At 72.3% G+C, this 15089-nt stretch carries 14 protein-coding genes; 5 read left to right on the plus strand and 9 right to left on the minus strand.

Annotation, left to right across the window (positions count from 1 at the left end; all coding sequences use genetic code 11):
- Window positions 1–24: 24 nt before the first annotated feature.
- Genes OG524_RS01755 through OG524_RS01765 form a run of 3 tightly spaced genes read right to left on the minus strand, consistent with a single transcriptional unit; the run spans window position 25 to window position 2631 of the window.
- Window positions 25–1038 carry an NAD(P)/FAD-dependent oxidoreductase gene (locus OG524_RS01755; RefSeq protein WP_405392758.1) on the minus strand — a complete coding sequence of 338 codons (1014 nt, stop codon included), beginning with the start codon at window positions 1036–1038 and terminating at the stop codon, window positions 25–27.
- Complete coding sequence (locus tag OG524_RS01760; protein WP_405392757.1) at window positions 1035–1562, minus strand: isoprenylcysteine carboxyl methyltransferase family protein; 528 nt, start codon at window positions 1560–1562, stop codon at window positions 1035–1037. Before OG524_RS01760 ends, OG524_RS01755 begins: the two co-directional genes overlap by 4 nt.
- Before the next feature lie 13 nt (window positions 1563–1575).
- Window positions 1576–2631, minus strand: coding sequence for a type III polyketide synthase (locus OG524_RS01765; protein WP_405393381.1), 1056 nt, complete (start codon window positions 2629–2631; stop codon window positions 1576–1578).
- Window positions 2632–2759: 128 nt separating this feature from the next.
- On the opposite strand from OG524_RS01765, the gene OG524_RS01770 reads away from it, so the two are divergent.
- Window positions 2760–3608 (plus strand): UbiA family prenyltransferase, encoded by an 849-nt coding sequence (locus OG524_RS01770; RefSeq protein ID WP_405393379.1) that lies wholly within the window; start codon window positions 2760–2762, stop codon window positions 3606–3608.
- A gap of 59 nt (window positions 3609–3667) precedes the next feature.
- Here the strand turns inward: OG524_RS01770 and OG524_RS01775 are convergent, their stop codons facing one another.
- The 4 genes from OG524_RS01775 to OG524_RS01790 form a co-directional block, all read right to left on the minus strand.
- The gene (locus tag OG524_RS01775; RefSeq protein WP_405392756.1) at window positions 3668–4555 is read right to left on the minus strand and encodes a carbohydrate ABC transporter permease; all 888 of its coding nucleotides are present in this window, start codon (window positions 4553–4555) and stop codon (window positions 3668–3670) included.
- Complete coding sequence (locus OG524_RS01780; protein ID WP_405392755.1) at window positions 4552–5511, minus strand: carbohydrate ABC transporter permease; 960 nt, start codon at window positions 5509–5511, stop codon at window positions 4552–4554. Before OG524_RS01780 ends, OG524_RS01775 begins: the two co-directional genes overlap by 4 nt.
- Entirely contained in the window at window positions 5508–6839 is a 1332-nt protein-coding gene (locus OG524_RS01785) for an extracellular solute-binding protein (RefSeq protein ID WP_405808721.1), read from the minus strand. The genes OG524_RS01780 and OG524_RS01785 overlap by 4 nt, the downstream gene beginning before the upstream one ends.
- Before the next feature lie 194 nt (window positions 6840–7033).
- Complete coding sequence (locus OG524_RS01790) at window positions 7034–7453, minus strand: MerR family transcriptional regulator (protein ID WP_405808723.1); 420 nt, start codon at window positions 7451–7453, stop codon at window positions 7034–7036.
- Between the two features lie 403 nt (window positions 7454–7856).
- Between OG524_RS01790 and OG524_RS01795 the strand changes: the two genes are divergently transcribed.
- A complete protein-coding gene (locus tag OG524_RS01795) occupies window positions 7857–8768 on the plus strand; it encodes a diiron oxygenase (protein ID WP_405808725.1) in 912 nt (303 codons plus the stop codon).
- A 9-nt stretch (window positions 8769–8777) separates the two neighbouring features.
- Window positions 8778–10427: an FAD-dependent oxidoreductase gene (locus tag OG524_RS01800; protein WP_405392751.1), complete on the plus strand. Its 1650-nt coding sequence runs from the start codon at window positions 8778–8780 to the stop codon at window positions 10425–10427.
- Window positions 10428–10544: 117 nt separating this feature from the next.
- On the opposite strand, the gene OG524_RS01805 is transcribed toward OG524_RS01800, so the two are convergent.
- The gene (locus OG524_RS01805; protein ID WP_405808726.1) at window positions 10545–12119 is read right to left on the minus strand and encodes an amidohydrolase; all 1575 of its coding nucleotides are present in this window, start codon (window positions 12117–12119) and stop codon (window positions 10545–10547) included.
- 470 nt (window positions 12120–12589) lie between these two features.
- On the opposite strand from OG524_RS01805, the gene OG524_RS01810 reads away from it, so the two are divergent.
- Together OG524_RS01810 and OG524_RS01815 are read left to right on the plus strand one after the other, a co-directional pair.
- Window positions 12590–13246 carry a MarR family winged helix-turn-helix transcriptional regulator gene (locus OG524_RS01810; protein ID WP_405392749.1) on the plus strand — a complete coding sequence of 219 codons (657 nt, stop codon included), beginning with the start codon at window positions 12590–12592 and terminating at the stop codon, window positions 13244–13246.
- 107 nt (window positions 13247–13353) lie between these two features.
- Window positions 13354–13668 (plus strand): DUF6191 domain-containing protein, encoded by a 315-nt coding sequence (locus OG524_RS01815; RefSeq protein WP_405392748.1) that lies wholly within the window; start codon window positions 13354–13356, stop codon window positions 13666–13668.
- Window positions 13669–13723: 55 nt separating this feature from the next.
- On the opposite strand, the gene OG524_RS01820 is transcribed toward OG524_RS01815, so the two are convergent.
- Window positions 13724–14872 (minus strand): winged helix DNA-binding domain-containing protein, encoded by a 1149-nt coding sequence (locus tag OG524_RS01820; RefSeq protein WP_405808729.1) that lies wholly within the window; start codon window positions 14870–14872, stop codon window positions 13724–13726.
- Window positions 14873–15089 lie beyond the last annotated feature (217 nt).

The following is a 15089-nucleotide window of genomic DNA, read 5'->3' on the forward strand; positions in this document are numbered from 1 at the left end:
GGCCGTCGGACACGGGGGGGGGCGCTACTGCAGGGCGCGTACCGCCGCGGCGAACACCGTGGGCAGGCGGTGGGCGGCGGGGACGATCAGCCGGGCGGCCTGTGGGTGCCGGGCTGCGGCCAGCAGCCCCTGGGTGAGCAGCCGGTGACGGCGGGTCAGTCGTGCCCAGCGTGCGGGGTAGGTGTCGGGGCGGCCCGCGGTGAGGCAGTCGACCGCCGCCGCCGCGGTCGCCGTGGCCAGGGCGATGCCCTCCCCGGTGAGGGCGTCGACATAGCCGGCCGCGTCGCCGACCAGCAGGACCCGTCCGGCCCGTGGGCTGCGCGCGGACTGCCGCAGGGGCCCGGCGCCGCGTACGGGACCGGCCTCCGTGTCGCGGAGGGCCTCGGCCAGGGCGGGGAACGCGGCCAGGTGGTCCGTGTGGGAGCGGCGGTCGCCGCTGAGTACGGCGACACCCACGAGTTGGTCGCCGACGGGTGTCACGTACGCCTCGCAACGGCGTGACCAGTGCACCTCGACGAGATCGGTCCACGGGGCGACCCGGTAGTGCCGGCGCAGTCCGTAGCGGCGCGGGGCGGAGACGGGGCGGTCGAGGCCGAGGGCGCGGCGCAGCGGTGAGTGCAGGCCGTCGGCGGCGATCAGCCAGCGTGCGGTCAGCCCCGCCGCGCCGATGCTGTCGTGTCCCTGCCGCACTTCCCCCACCCGGCCCGCGACGATCCGTACGCCGAGGCCCAGGGCCCGGCGGTGCAGTGCGTCGTGGAGTGCGGTGCGGCGTACGCCGAGGCCGGGCGGGCCGCGGAAGGACGCCTCCGCGCTGCGGGCGCCCTCGACGTAGCGGATGCCGCGCAGTTCGCTGCCGGGGACCGTGACGCCCAGCGCGCGCAGGGCGGCCACGCCGCTGGGCATGATGCCCTCGCCGCAGGCCTTGTCCACGGGAGCGGCACGGGGTTCGACCACGACGACCTCGCGGCCGGCCGCGGCGGCGCGGATGGCAGCCGCGAGTCCGGCGGGCCCGCCGCCGGCCACCAGGATGTCGATCACGCGCGGGCTCCCGCTTCCGGGAGGCGGGCCAGGGCGCCGTCCTCGCAGCGGATGCGTACCGCCATGAGCGCCGCGTTCAGCAGGGTGAAGACGACGGCGGTCACCCACGCACCGTGGACGAGTGGCAGGGCGAGGCCTTCGGTGGCGACCGCTACGTAGTTGGGGTGGCGCAGCCACCGGTAGGGCCCGCCGGTCACCGGGGGCAGCCCGGGGACGACGATGACCCGGGTGTTCCACCGGTGCCCGAGAGTGCGTACGCACCACCAGCGCAGTCCTTGCGCGGCGGCCACCACCGCGACCATGGCCCAGCCGTACCAGGGTACGAACGGGCGTTGCGCCGACCAGGTCTCGGCGAGGCATCCGGCGAGCAGACCGGTGTGCAGGGCCACCATCGCCGGATAGTGGCCGCGCCCGGACTCGATGCCGCCGCGGTCCAGGCTCCAGCGGGTGTTGCGCAGAGCCACGGTGAGCTCGGCGAGGCGCTCGGCGGCGACTGCGAGCACCAGGGTGGTGTACCAGATCACGTGTTCCTCCGGACTACCAGCGCAGCAGCACCAGTTCGCAGCAGAAGCCGGGCCCCATGGCCATCAGCAGGCCGGGGGTTCCCGGCTCGGGCCGTCGCTGTTCCAGGGTGTCCCGCAGGACGTGCAGGACCGAGGACGACGACAGGTTGCCCACCTCGGCCAGTGACCGCCAGGTGATGTCGAGCGCCCCCTCGGGCAGGGAGAGGACGTCGGTGACGGCCTCCAGGACCTTGGGCCCGCCGGGGTGGCACACCCAGTGGGCGATGTCCTTCGGTTTGAGCCCGTGCTCCTCCAGGAATCCGCGGACGTCGTCGGCGAGATACCGGCGTACGACGTCGGGGACGGCCGGGTCGAGCACCACCTTGAAGCCGGAGCTCCGGATGTCCCAGCCCATGACGTGTCCGGTGTCCGGGTACAGCCGGCTGCGGGTGTCCACCACTTCGGGGCCTTCCGCCCGCGCGTGCCGGCCTCCGACGAGGACCACGGCCGCCGCGCCGTCGCCGAACAGGCCCGTGGCGACCAGGTTGGCGGGGGTCGCGTCGTCGCGCTGGAAGGTCAGCGAGCAGAGTTCGACGGAGAGGAGTACGGCCACCTGTCCGGGCCGGCCGAGCAGGTAGTCGTGCAGCCGGGCCACTCCGGCGGCTCCGGCGACGCAGCCCAGGCCGAAGACGGGGAGCCGTTTCACGTCGGGGCGCAGGCCGAGGCGGCCGACGAGCCGGGCGTCGACGGAGGGGGCGGCCACGCCCGTGACGGAGGTGAACAGCAGCAGGTCCACGTCCGTGGGCCGCAGCCCGGCCTTCCGCAGCGCCTCGCGCACAGCCAGGGCGCCCAGGTCGACGGCAGCGTCGATGAACACGTCGTTGGCCGCCCCGAATCCGTCCAGTTCGCCGTAGCGTTCCAGCGGCAGCACCATGTTCCGGCTGCGGACCCGGGCGTTCCCGTGGATCCGGTCCAGCACGCGGCGGTCCGCCCCTGCGGGCAGGCAGGTGCGCGCCACCATGTCGGTGACCTCCTGCTGGGTGTGGCGGTGCGGTGGCAGGACCCCGTGCACGGCGGCGATCCGGGTCATCCGCGTTCCCGCTTCGGAGAGGTCATGACCCACATCCTGCCCATGACTCACGATAAATCCCTGCAAATGAGACGCGCGGCTGCCGTGTTGGCTCGATCCGCGGTGTCTACGATCGCCCGGTGGACACCATGGAACGGCCGGTATCCGACGGGCCCGCGCGCCCCGTGGCGGGGCTGGCGCTGTCCTGTCATCCCGGGCCGGTGGCGGCGGTCACCGTGCTGGTAACCGTCCTGGCCGCCGGGTCCGGGGCGGGGTCCGCCCGGTGCGCGGTGATCGCCGCCGCCGTACTGGCCGGGCAGCTCTCGGTGGGATGGTGCAACGACGCCCTGGACGCCCGGCGCGACGCCGAGGCCGGGCGGACGGACAAGCCGGTGGCCCGGGGCGTGGTGGACCGGAGCACGGTCCGGTACGCGGCGGTCACGTCGCTGGTGCTGTGCGTGCCCCTGTCGCTCGCGTGCGGCCCCGCCGCCGGCGCGGCGCATCTGGCCGGGGTCCTGGCGGCCTGGCTCTACAACCTGGGGCTGAAGGCGACGGCGCTGTCCTGGCTCCCGTACGCGATCGGCTTCGCGAGCCTGCCCTGCCTGGTCGCCCTGAGCCTGCCCGGCCGCCCCTGGCCCGCATGGTGGGCGGTGACGGCGGGGGCGCTGCTCGGTGTCGCGGCCCATCTGGCCGATGTGCTGCCGGACATCGACGCGGACTTGGCGGCCGGAATCCGCGGCCTGCCCCAGCGGTGGGGCGCCGCCCGCACCCGGCTCCTGCTGCCGGTCCCGCTGGTGGCGGCGTCGGCGGTGCTGGTCCTGGGGCCCTCGGGGCCGGCGGGCGGGTGGGGGGCGGTCGCCCTCGCCGTGGCGGTGTCCGCGGCCGCGGCCGGGCTCGCGCGGGGCGGGTTCAGGCGGAAGGCGGCGCTCGCGGGGACGGTGGCCGTGGCGGCGGTGGATGTGGCGTTGCTGCTGGCGCGGGGCACGGCGGCCGGCTGACCCGGCCGGCGCGGCCCGTACGGTCGCCGGGGCTTCCGTACGGGCGCGTCCGGGAGCCCCTACTGGCCGGCGAGACCGGTGTGGGCGATGCCGCGCACGATCTGCCGCTGGAACAGCGCGAACACGACCAGGAGCGGCAGTCCGGCGATGACGAGGGACGCCATGATCTGCGCATACCGCACACCGAAGGACGACTGGACGTTGACGAGGCCGACGGGCAGGGTCATGCCGCCCGGGTCGGTGGTCACCAGGAACGGCCACAGGAAGTTGTTCCAGGTGGAGATGAAGGTGAAGATCGCCACGGCGGCGAGCACGGGCCGGGACAGCGGGATCACGATCGTCCAGAACACCCGCCAGCGCCCGGCGCCGTCCACGAAGGCGGCCTCCTCCAGCTCCCTCGGCACGCCCTCGAAGAACTTCACGAGGATGAACACCATGGCGGGCACGGCGGCCTGGGGCAGGATCACACCCCAGTAGGTGTCGACGAGTCCGAGCTGCACCATCTCGTGGAACAACGGCGCGATGAGCACCTGCGGGGGCACCATGATGCCGGCGAGCACCAGCCCGTAGAGCAGCCGGCGGCCCCGGAAGTCGGTGCGGGTGAATCCGTACGCGGCCATCGCGCAGGTCACGACGGTCAGCAGCGTCGTCATGAGGGAGATGTACGCCGAGTTCATGAGCCAGCGCATCAGCTCGCCGGACTCCCAGACCTTGGCGTACGCGTCGAAGGTGACGCGTGAGCCGATCCACGCGAGCGGGGTCTTCGTCGTCTCGCCCTCCGGTTTCAGGGAGGTGGCGACGGCCCAGGCGAGCGGGACGAGCCAGGCCGCGGTGAGGACCAGGGCGACGGCGAGCAGGACGATCCTGCCGGGGGTCCAGCGCGGGCGGCGGCCCCCGGTGGCGGACCGCGGTGTGCGGCGGGTGGTGACGGTGGCGGAACCGCTCACTTCGCGGCCTCCTCAGCTCGGCGCCGGGACAGCAGCGGCTGCACCAGGGAGACGGTCAGGATCAGGGCGAAGAAGATGTAGGAGACGGCGGACGCGTAGCCGATGCGGTAGCCCGTGAAGCCCTGCTGGTAGACGTACTGCAGGATGGGCCGGGTGGAGTCGTCCGGGCCGCCGCCGGTCATGATGTAGACCTGGTCGAAGATCTTCAGCGAGGCGAGGACCTGGAGCACCACGACGAGTCCGGTGGTGCGGCGGAGCATCGGCAGGGTGATGTGCCACAGCCGGTGCAGGGCCCCGGCTCCGTCCAGTTCGGCGGCCTCGTACAGGTGCGCGGGAATGGCCTGGAGTGCGGCGAGGTACAGCAGGAAGTTGAAGCCGACGGTCCACCAGACGGTGGTCGCGACGACGGAGAGCATGGCGTACCGCTCGTCACTCAGCCAGCCGATGCCCGGTTCCAGGCCGACGGCGGCGAGCATCTGGTCGGCGAGACCGAAGCCGGAGGGGAAGATCATCTGCCCGAAGAGCAGGCAGACGACACCGGACGGCAGCAGGAACGGCGCGAACCAGCTGAGCCGCCACACCCACTGCACGACGCTCAGCTGATGGGCCAGCAGTGCGAGCCCCAGACCGACGAGGACGAGCGGGACGGTGGACAGGACGGTGAACCAGACGGTGTTCCACAGCGAGGACCACACCTCGGGGTCGCCCATCGCCTCGGCGTAGTTGTCGAGGCCGACGAACTCACCGCCGGTGCCGGTGATGTTCTCACTGGTCAGGCTCATGCCAACACCGGAGATCAGTGGCCAGATCAGGAACGCGGCGTACACGAGCAGGAAGGGGGCGATGAACACCAGGCCGTGTTCGGTCCAGCTCCTGCGCACGGAGCGGGCCTGGCGGGCGGACACGGCCCCGACCTGCTGGGCGACGGGGGGCGGCGCCGCGGTGGTGGAGGTCATGACACGGCTCCGGGAAGGGGGTTGCGGGTGTCGAGGAGGGTACGGAGACGGGCCTTGGCCTCGGTGAGCGCGCCGCGGGGGGTGCGCGATCCGGTGAGGACGCCGGAGAAGACGGCGCCGAGTTCGATCCACAGACGGGAGGCGGAGCCGGCGAACCACGCGGGCTCGTCCAGCGCCACGTCGTCGATCACGTCGCGGTACTCGGACTGCGGCTTCAGCCGGAGGTACGCCGGATCCTCGAGCACCGGCAGGTAGGCGGGGACATGACCGCCCTCGGCCCAGGCCACGGAGTTGCGGAGCATCCAGGCGACGAGGGTGTGCGCGGCCTCGTTCGGCGCGCCGCCGCGGTCGGCCTGGTGCGGCAGGACGAAGGTGTGGCAGTCGGCCTGTGTGGCGGCGCTGCCGAAAAGCGCGGGCACGCGGGTCATGGAGAACGGGAGTCCGGCGGTCCGGAAGGTGGTGATCTCCCATTCGCCGTTGAGGTGGAAGGCGGTCTGCCCGCCGTTGAAGATGCCCACGGAGGCGCCGTAGTCGGCGCGGCGCACCATCAGACCCTCCTCCGCGAGGGTGGCCAGGTACTCCAGGACGCGCAGGGCCTTGGCGTCGTCGAGCGCGAGGCGCTTGCCGTCGGCGGACAGGACCGTCCCGCCGGTCTGGGCGTAGAAGGTGGAGAAGAGCCGCCAGGGGGTGATGCAGTCGGGGCCGAGCGTCTCGGTCACCAGTCCCGGCCGGCCGGTCACCTTCTTCGCCGCGCGCAGGGCGTCGGCGAACTCGTCAGGACCGTCCATCGGCTTGAGCTTTCCGCCCTCCGTCAGCCCGGCCTTCTCGCACACCTCGCTCTGGTAGTAGAGGACGAAGGGGTGGGTGTCGAGCGGTACGGCGTACTGCTTGCCGCCCACCCGGCCGCGGCGCCAGATCTCCGGAGGGAAGTCCTGCTCCCGCACGCCGTGGTCGGCCAGCAGGTCCAGGTCGAACGGGTCGATGAGCCTGCCGGGGGCGAACCCGGCGAGCCGGGCGAGGTGCAGAACGGCGAGCTCGGGCGCCCTGCCGCCGGCTCCGGCCATGCCGAGCTTGGTGTAGTACGGGGCTCCCCACTGCAGCGTCGCGGCCTCCAGCGCGATCTCCGGGTGGCCGGCCCGGAAGTCGTCCAGCATCGCCTGCATGTTGACGCCGTCGCCGCCGCCGAAGAGGTGCCAGTACCGCAGGCGGGTCCGGCCGGGCCCGACGGCTGTTGCGGGCGCGGCGCAGCCGGACAGGGCTCCGGCCGCGGCCAGGGCGCCGGCGCCTCCCGCGAGGGCACGGCGCCGGCTGAGGTGGGGTGGATACATGGCGGCTCGCGGCTCCTTCGTCTGTGGACAGCGAGAAGGAGGGCAGGAATCCCTGACGTACGTTCGATATTTCGACGCCTGCCCGTCACTTCGGACGGGACCGTAGGCGCGGCGCATGGCGGCGTCAATGACTCGCACTGAAATCGCGAACGATGTTCGGGATGACGAACGTCCAGTGCCCGAACCGGCACTTCTCAGGCGTCCGCGTCCATGCCGAGGGCGTTCCGGCAGGAGGCGATCTTCCGGTCGATCGCGGCGAGGCCGGTCCGCGTCCGCTCCAGGCGCTCCACCACCTCGGCCCGGTGCCGCTCAAGGAGGTCCAGCCGCTTCGCGTCGGTCCCCTCCTCCCTGGCGAGCGCGGCGTACTCGCGGACGGCCGCGATCGGCATCCCGGTCCGCCGCAGCATGACCAGACCGCCCAGCCACGCGAGATCGCGCGGACCGTAGCGGCGCCGGCCGGAGGGGGACCGGGGCGCCGGATGCAGGGTGAGCCCCTCGCGCTCATAGTGGCGCAGCGCGTCGACGCTCAGGCCGCAGACCGCCGCCGCCTCGCCGATGAGCAGCCCTTCGGGCGGCACCTCGACCGGCACTCCGGGAAGAATCGGATCGCTCATCCCTCCACTCTGCGGCCTGGAGCCCACTCCAGGTCGAGCCCCGGGCCCGCCGTTCGGCCGGAGCGCGCACGGGGCACGCAGGAAGGGAGGAGATGTCGCGGAGGAACGTACGCACTTCTTACTCGGGGGTAGGCTCACGCCGCACCCTTGTTATACCTTGCGTCTAACAAGCGGTGGCGGGCGACCCGTTCTCGTGTTCCACCGGAGGTGTCGGTCGTGGCGGCCGTACGGACGCGGGCCCGGCACCGCCATCACCCACGGCTCCGCGTCCACCCACGCCTCCGCCACCGGGCAGGCACCGCACAGACTCCCCACGGCCGCCACCACGGCAGGCCGTACCAACGGGAGGTGACACTCCGTCACCTCAGCCGCATCTGTCACGCGCGAACCGAGGAGCCGCACCATGGCAAGCAGCACCGTTCGACCCGAGGCACAGGAACCGCACGAGCACGAGGTCGCCCGTCGACTGCTCGATTCGGCGGCGAAGCTGGCGTACGACCCGGCTACGGAAGTCGACTGGGAGACTCCGCTCGACAAGGACTTCCACGGCGCGAGCCCGGAGTGGTGCACGCTGTACGGCACGGCGTACTGGGGTGAGCTCACCGACGCACAGCGCAAGGAACTGACCCGGCAGGAGGCCGCGTCGGTGGCCAGCACGGGTATCTGGTTCGAGATGATCCTGCAGCAGATGGTGCTGCGCGACATCTACGCGAAGGACCCCACCGGCGCGGACGTCCAGTGGGCGCTGACCGAGATAGCCGAGGAGTGCCGGCACTCGATCATGTTCGCCCGCGGTGCCCAGAAGCTGGGTGCCCCTGCGTACCGGCCGCGCCGGCTCGCCGTGGAGCTGGGCCGGGCCTTCAAGACCGTGGCCTTCGGCGAGGCGGCGTACGCGGCGATCCTGGTCGCCGAAGAGGTCCTGGACGTCATGCAGCGCGACTGGATGCGGGACGAGCGGGTCGTGCCCTTCGTCCGCACCATCAACAACATCCATGTCGTCGAGGAGTCCCGGCACATGAAGTTCGCCCGCGCCGAGACGCGCAGGCACCTCGCGGGCGCCGGGCGGATACGCCGCCAGATCCACGCGTTCGTCATCGCGGTCGCGTCCTACGTCATCGTCACCAGCATGGTCAACAAGGACGTCTACGCCAACGCGGGACTCGACAGGGAACGCGCCGTCGGCGAGGCGAAGGCCAACGAGCACCACAAGTCGATGATGCGCTCCAGCTGTTCGGGCCTGATGGAGTTCCTGGCCTCCGCCCGTCTGCTCACCAGGCCGGCTCTGGTGTTCTACAAGCGTGCCCACCTGATCTGAGCGGACGACATGACCTACGCCATCACCCAGACGTGCTGCGGTGACGCCACCTGCATCGCGGCGTGCCCCGTCAACTGCATCCATCCGACGCCGGAGGAACGGGACTTCGGCCGCACGGAGATGCTGTACATCGACCCGAAGACCTGCATCGACTGCGGTGCCTGCGCGGACGCCTGCCCGGTGGACGCGGTCTTCCCGGTGGAGAGCCTGACCGGCGCGCAGCGGGAGTACGGCGCGGTCAACGCGGCGTACTTCGAGGACCGGGAGCCCGAACCCGCCGTCACGGGACCGAACTTCCACGCGTGGAGCGAGCCCGCCTTCGAGCGCAGCCTCCCGTCCGACTTCGCCCCGCTGCGGGTCGCGGTGGTGGGCACGGGCCCGGCAGGCATGTATGCGGCCGAGGACCTGCTGCTGCACACGGATGCCGCGGTGACGCTCGTCGACCGGTTGCCCGTCGCGGGCGGACTCATACGCTACGGGGTGGCACCGGACCACCCGTCGACCAAGAGGGCCGGCGACGCCTTCGCCCGCTTCCACACGCATCCGCGGGTACGCATGCTCCTCGGTCTCGACGTGGGCAGGGACATCACACGGGAGGAGCTCGCCGCGCACCACGACGCGGTGGTCTACGCGGTGGGCGCAGGCGCCGACCGCCGGCTCGGGATCCCGGGCGAGGAACTGTCCGGCAGCATCTCGGCGACGACGTTCGTCTCCTGGTACAACGCCCACCCGGAGGTCGCGGCGGACGCCGTCGGCCTGTCGGCGGAACGGGTCGTCGTGGTCGGCAACGGCAATGTCGCCGTCGACGCCGCCCGGATCCTCGTGTCGGACCCGGACACGCTGGCGGGCAGCGACATCGCCGGCCACGCGCTCGACGCCCTGCGCTCCGGCGGGGTGCGCGAGGTGGTGCTGCTCGGACGGCGGGGTCCCGGGGAGGCGGCGTACACCAGGCCCGAGCTGCTCGCCCTCAAGCACCTGCCCGGCGTGGAGCTGGTCGTCGACGACCACGACCCGCGGACCGGCGCGGCGATCGACGCCGCCGGTCCACGCGACAAGGCCGCGGTGCTGCGAGGCGTCGCCCGCGAGCGGGTCGACTGGGCCGCCGCGCCGACGGCGGGCCGACGCATCGTGCTCCGCTTCCACTCCGCGCCCGTGGAAGCGCTCGGCGACGGCGCGGTCCGTGCCGTGCGCGTCACGGACGGGGCCGATGACACCGGGATCCCGGCCGGAATGCTGCTGCGGGCGGTGGGCTACCGCGGTGTGCCGGTGCCGGGACTGCCGTTCGACGAGGCGACCGGCACCGTTCCGCACGAGGGCGGACGCGTGACGGGCCTGCCGGGTACGTATGTCGTGGGATGGATCAAGCGGGGTCCCTCGGGCGGCATCGGCGCCAACCGGACCTGCGCCGCCGAGACCGTCGGCACCCTGCTGGGGGACGCCGTCGCCGGGACGCTGCCCACGCCGGAACACGGACCGAAGGAGTTCCGCCGACTGGTGCGGCGCCGCAACCGCCGGATCGTCGACGCCCGCGGTCTGGCGGAGATCGAGCGTACCGAACTGGCCCTCGGAGCCAGCGAGGGCCGGGCCCGCGTCAAGCTCGCGACGGTTCAGGAGCTGGTGGCGGCGGCACGGGGCGGCCGCTGGAAGCCCTCACGCTGAGGCGCCGCGCCTGTGCCGCCGTGGGGCGGGTCCGGACGGGCCCGCCCCACGCGTCACCGTGCCGCCCCGAGCGCTTCTGCGCGGGACTTCACGCCGTCCCGCCCGTGTCCGTCGTCTTCACACCGGCTCCTTCTCCGTCTCCCTGCCGTCGACGAAGGTCGTGACCACCTCGATGTCGCCGATACGTGAAGGGTCGACGCGCCGCGGGTCGTCGCCCAGCACGACGAGGTCGGCGCGCTTGCCGGGTGTGAGGCTGCCCGCGGTGTCGTCCCAGTGACAGGCGAAGGCTCCGCCGACGGTGTAGGCGCGCAGCGCCTCGTCGACCGTGATGCCCTCGTCGGGGCCGATCCGCAGACCCGACTCGGAGGACCGCTCGACCATGAACTGGACGGCCCGCAGCGGCGATCCGTGTGTGACGGGCCGGTCGGAGCTGCCCACCAGAGTGACGCCGTGGTCGAGGAATCCCCTGCCCCGGTACAGCCAGGGTGCCCGGTCCGGGCCCATGATGCGGGCGTAGTCGTCCCCGAAGTAGCGCAGGAAGTTCGGCTGGATCACGGCGATCACGCCCAGGCGCGCGAAGCGCGGCAGCTGGTCGGGCCGGATCAGCCCGGCGTGTTCGACGCGGTGCCTGGCGTCCGGGCGCGGCCGTAGGCGCTGGGCCCGTTCCAGGGCGTCCAGTGCGAGGTCGGCGGCGCGGTCCCCGATGGCGTGGACAGCGAGCTGCCAGCCGGCCAGATGACCGTCCACGATGGTGTCCGTGAGTGCCTCCGGATCACCCTGCAACTCGCCCGCGTGGTCCAGGCCCTCGTACGGGGTGCTCAGCGCGGCCGTCCGGGCCATCATGCCGCCGTCGGTCCAGATCTTCAGCGCGCCGACCGAGAGCCGGTCGTCACCGAAGCCGGTCCGCAGGCCCAGGTCCAGGCCCCGGGGTATCCCGTCGTCGGCGTGTCCGGTGACCGGACGCAGGTTGTCGGCGGAGACCATGAGCTGCACCCGCAGGGGCAGTCGCCCCTGCTCCCGGGTGAGCTGATACGCCGCCAGCTCCAGCGGGCTGTGGCCGAACATGGTGCCGCCGATGCCCGCTTCGGCGCAGGCCGTCACCCCTTCCGCCAGGCAGGTCCGGGCGGCGTCCGCGACGGCGTCCGCGAGCTCGGCCTGGGAGTAGGGCAGCCGGAGGTTGCGGGCGGCGCCCATGGCGCCCTCCGCGAGGTAGCCCTCGGTGTGCGGGACGTCGGCGGGCAGCAGGTCCAGCACGGCACTGTTGACCACGCAGGCGTGTCCCGAGTCATGCGTCATGAACACCTTGCGGCCGTCGCTGACCCGGTCCAGTTCGGCGGCGGTCAGATGGCGTCCCAGCCCTCGCTGGTCGTATCCGCAGACGGACACCCAGGAGCCGGGCGGCTGCCGGGCTGCGGCCTCGGCCACGACGGCGAGCACGTCGTCGACGCGCTCGCACGGGGCCACGCTCGGGGTCCTGGCACGCAGCCCGGTCCAGGCCAGGTGCACATGGCTGTCGATGAATCCCGGCAGCACCGTCGCACCCTGGAGGTCGATCACCTCACGGGCCGGGAGCGAGGTCACCGCCGCGTCCAGGCCCACGATCCGGCCGTGCCAGATGCCCAGGTCGTGGGCGACGGGATGATCGGGGTCCATGGTGATGAAGTGGGCGTTCGTCAGCCTCGTACAGAGCATGGGGAGTTCCGTTTCCCTAGGCGGTCGTCGAAACGGTGCGGTCCGCCGGCGGGGTCGGTGCCCGCTGCCGGAAAGGGCATGCCTGCCGATCGACGCCCGGCGGAACTCAGGGAACGCTAACTTCATCATGCAGGCGTGTCGACCTGGCAAAACGGACAAGCGGGGAGTCCGCGACCATGAACACCACCGAAATCAGCGGGCGTTGCATCCTTAGGTAAGGCTTGCTTTACTTACTACTGTTCTACTGCGAGAACAACGGCATCGTCACCGGAAACGACGCCCGCACCGGAAACAACCACGGCCTCGCCATCACCCGAATCCGCACCGGAAACGACGCCCGCACAGGCACCGGCCAGGAACTCCCCGTCACCGAATACTTCACCACCATGGGCGGATACCTCACCCCCCAACCCCCACGTCTCCGAAACCCGTCGAACCGTCTCCGGCCATCGCCACCGTTAGGAAGAACCATGGAACCGCCGGCCTCCCCGGGGACGACCGACAACCCGTCGGACGCCGGATACACGATCGTCGGGATCTCCAGCGGACCGACCGACTGGCCCCGGATATTCCGGGCACTCGCCGACGGCGGTCCGCACGTCGAGATGTTGGCGAGGGGGCTCCGCCCTGCCGTGCCGAGCGCGGAGGTCACCGGCCCACCGCCCACGGGCACGACACCCCCGGGGGTGCTGAACCTCAACGCGTACCTCGTGTACGCGACGGGGAAGGCCGCGCGCCGAAGACTCACCGAGGCGCTGGCGCCCCACGGGCTGCGCCTGTGGCACCTGACCGTGCTGACCATGCTGGCCGATGTCGGCCCCCGGTCCAAGGGGGATCTGGCGTCCCGGCTGGACATGAACCAGAGCGACCTGGCGAGGACGGTCCAGGACCTGGACAAGGCCGGCCACGTCGCGTGCACCCGTGACCCGGCGGACCGTCGCCGCATCGAGGTCGCGCTGACACCGGCGGGCAGTTCCGTCCTGTCGCGCCTCAACGACGAAGTCGCCTCGATCGACAAAGACCTTCTGGCTCCCCTGGACGAGGCGGAACGTGCGCAGTTCGCCGCCTTGCTGCGGCGCGTCCACGGGCGCCTCGGCCCGGCCGGGGACGGCACCCCCGGCAGCTGACCGGACTCCGACGAGGAGCGAGAAGCGGTGAGCGTCGCCGGGAGCGAAGCCCCGTCATTCCGGATCCGGCCGGACGCCACGGGCGCTCCGCGCCGCATACTGGGCGGGTGGAATTCGCCGTCCTCATGCCCCTGCCCGGGCTGGTCCTCCTGCTGACCGCACTGGCCTTCGTCGATCAGCTGCTGTTGCGTGCCGGACGGGCGGGCGTCCTCCCGGGGCGCAACGCGGCCCGCCAGGGCCAGATTTCGGCCACGGGGTTCGAGCAGTTGCACGCGGACTACTCCCCCGGGAAACAGAACGAGCTCAAGGAACGGCAGTCGGCCCTGCTGATGCGGGACGACGAGGAGGACGGGGCGCCGCCGAACCGGACCACCGTGGACCTCGACGGCGGTACCGCGGTCGTCCGGATCCCGCGCGGCTGAGCATCCGGCCGGCCGGCGGACGGGCGGTCGGCGGACGGGCGGCCCCGGAGCGTGCTCAGCCGCCGGGGAGTATCCGGGTCTCCGCGGCAGGCATCCCCTTGTCCCACCAGTGGTCGTAGCGCCCGTAGACGCCGGGGTCGCGGGGGGCGAGGAACGCCACGAGTGCTCGCGCCTCCGCTGCCAGCCCTTCCCAGACATGATCCGGGAGAGGGTGGAACGCCGTGGCCTCGATTCCGCCGTCGCCGGGACGCCAGACACCGGCGACGTAGCCGTCGACCAGCAGTGTGGGCAGTACATCGCCGTTGACGCGGATCACGAGCTTGCGGTACGCGGGCGGGATGACGCGGCCGCGGTCGGAGTAGACCAGCAGGACGCTGTCCCACATCGCCATCAGCCGGGGCGGTGCGGGAGTGTCCCCGGCAGGACGGGGAGCGCCGGGGATGTCGTACAGCGCGGTACCGTCGGGGCCTTCCAACTGGTCGAGTTCACCGGCGAGCGTGTGCACCGCCGTGCGTACCCGGAGGCGCTGGACCATGGCGAACTGGGCCATGTCCGCCACCGACGCCGGCCCGAATCCCTCCAGATAGCGGCGTACCAGTGTGCGCAGTCCCTCGGCGGCGACCTCCGGATCCGCCGGCCGCGGCCGTAGGCCCGCCGCGACGTACGACGGCCGGTTGCCGTACGACCACGGCCCTCCCGTGCCCGCGTGCCACAGCGGCACGTACTGGCGCAGCATCCGCTGTGCGCCGGAGTCCATCGGGGCGCCCAGCCGCTCCTCGATCCGGGCGCCGAACTCGGCTGCGGTGCGCGGTCGGTCGGCGTACGCGAGCAGGTCCTCGACCAGCGCACCGGTGGCGTCCGGGGTCATCCCGGACGCCGTGTAGCGCGCGTCGCCGAGCCTGGAACCGCGCAGTACCGGTTCCATCGCCTCGCGGAAGCCGGGGTAGTCCTCGGCGTGGACCGCGTGCAGGGTGAGCCGCATGAGTGTCGCCTTGATCGTGCGGTGCCCGGCCACCGCCGCGTCGAGGCGGGCCGGGTCGAAGCCGCTCAGCCTGTTCCACAGGGCGATGTAGGGCGAGGCGGGCTGCTGTGCCTGCAGGGCGACCACGCGTCGTACCGCGTCCTCGACGTCGAGTTCCTCGCGGTGGAGCAGCAGCTGCCGGGCGAGCGTGGCGCGGTTGAGCGCCTGTGCGGTGATGTCCATCCGCGCATTGTTCCCTGCCGGAGCAGCCTCACTGCCCGTCACCGAATTGCCCGGTGTGACGCCCGTACGACGTCCCGCCCTGTTTGTGAGCACCGCGTTTCGATCATGTGGCACCACTCCCGCAGACGTCGACACGATGCCGTCCGGGACCGCAGTGTGGATCCCGCCGGGTCGAGCAAGCGCTTGCCGATCTCTCGGCCCCTGCCCTCGCGCACCC

The sequence above is a fragment of the Streptomyces sp. NBC_01520 genome (assembly GCF_045040375.1).
Classification (GTDB): domain Bacteria; phylum Actinomycetota; class Actinomycetes; order Streptomycetales; family Streptomycetaceae; genus Streptomyces.

Coding starts and splice junctions, on each gene's coding strand:
- OG524_RS01765 (WP_405393381.1), bottom strand. CDS start 2,631: ATGACCCGGATCGCCGCCGTGCACGGGGTCCTGCCACCGCACCGCCAC.
- OG524_RS01770 (WP_405393379.1), top strand. CDS start 2,760: ATGGAACGGCCGGTATCCGACGGGCCCGCGCGCCCCGTGGCGGGGCTG.
- OG524_RS01780 (WP_405392755.1), bottom strand. CDS start 5,511: ATGACCTCCACCACCGCGGCGCCGCCCCCCGTCGCCCAGCAGGTCGGG.
- OG524_RS01785 (WP_405808721.1), bottom strand. CDS start 6,839: ATGTATCCACCCCACCTCAGCCGGCGCCGTGCCCTCGCGGGAGGCGCC.
- OG524_RS01790 (WP_405808723.1), bottom strand. CDS start 7,453: ATGAGCGATCCGATTCTTCCCGGAGTGCCGGTCGAGGTGCCGCCCGAA.
- OG524_RS01795 (WP_405808725.1), top strand. CDS start 7,857: ATGGCAAGCAGCACCGTTCGACCCGAGGCACAGGAACCGCACGAGCAC.
- OG524_RS01800 (WP_405392751.1), top strand. CDS start 8,778: ATGACCTACGCCATCACCCAGACGTGCTGCGGTGACGCCACCTGCATC.
- OG524_RS01805 (WP_405808726.1), bottom strand. CDS start 12,119: ATGCTCTGTACGAGGCTGACGAACGCCCACTTCATCACCATGGACCCC.
- OG524_RS01810 (WP_405392749.1), top strand. CDS start 12,590: ATGGAACCGCCGGCCTCCCCGGGGACGACCGACAACCCGTCGGACGCC.
- OG524_RS01820 (WP_405808729.1), bottom strand. CDS start 14,872: ATGGACATCACCGCACAGGCGCTCAACCGCGCCACGCTCGCCCGGCAG.